The following is a 734-nucleotide window of genomic DNA, read 5'->3' on the forward strand; positions in this document are numbered from 1 at the left end:
CCGACGCTCTATGGGCGTTCATCGAACCGCTGATCCCACCGGAGCCGCCCAAGCCGAAGGGCGGGCGGCCCCGTCTGGACGATCGCGCCGCGCTGACCGGCATCCTGTTCGTGCTGCGCACCGGGATCCCTTGGGAACTCCTGCCCGTGGAGATGGGCTGCGGGGCGGGGATGACCTGCTGGCGGCGCCTGCACGAGTGGCAGGAGAAAGGGGTATGGGAGCGCATCCACCAAGCCCTGCTCGACCGGCTCGGCTATGCCAACGCCATCAACTGGGAACGGGCCGCGGTGGACAGTGCGGCGGTCCCGGCAAAAAGGGGGGCCAGGAGACTGGGCCGAACCCCACCGACCGCGGCAAGCCGGGCTCCAAGCGCCACATCCTCGTTGATGCCAATGGCATCCCCCTCGCCCTGACCATCTCGGCTGCCAACCGGCACGACAGCAGGTTCCTGGAGACGCTGGTCGATGCGGTGCCAGCCATCCGCCAGTGCGCCGGCCGGCCTCGCCGTCGCCCCGCCAAACTGCACGCCGACAAGGCCTACGATTTCGCCCACTGCCGGCGCGCCCTGCGCAAGCGCGCCATCATTCCCCGGATCGCCCGGCGCGGCGTCGAAAGCAGCCAACGCCTGGGCCGGCACCGCTGGGTGGTCGAGCGCACCCTGGCATGGTTCGCCCGCTTCCGTAGGATCGCCGTCCGCTACGAACGGCGCGCCGACATCTTCACTGCCTTCCATC

At 70.0% G+C, this 734-nt stretch carries 1 protein-coding gene; it reads left to right on the forward strand.

From position 1 onward, the window contains the following. Positions 1-734, forward strand: a protein-coding gene (locus tag ACFQPS_RS20120; RefSeq protein WP_377361139.1) for an IS5 family transposase whose coding sequence is annotated in 2 segments (ribosomal slippage) — positions 1-309 and positions 309-734 — 735 coding nt annotated over the 2 segments. Because the reading frame shifts where the segments join, the coding sequence is not laid out codon by codon here. This gene is flagged as partial in the annotation.

The sequence above is a fragment of the Rhodocista pekingensis genome (assembly GCF_042665545.1).
GTDB lineage: Bacteria > Pseudomonadota > Alphaproteobacteria > Azospirillales > Azospirillaceae > Rhodocista > Rhodocista pekingensis.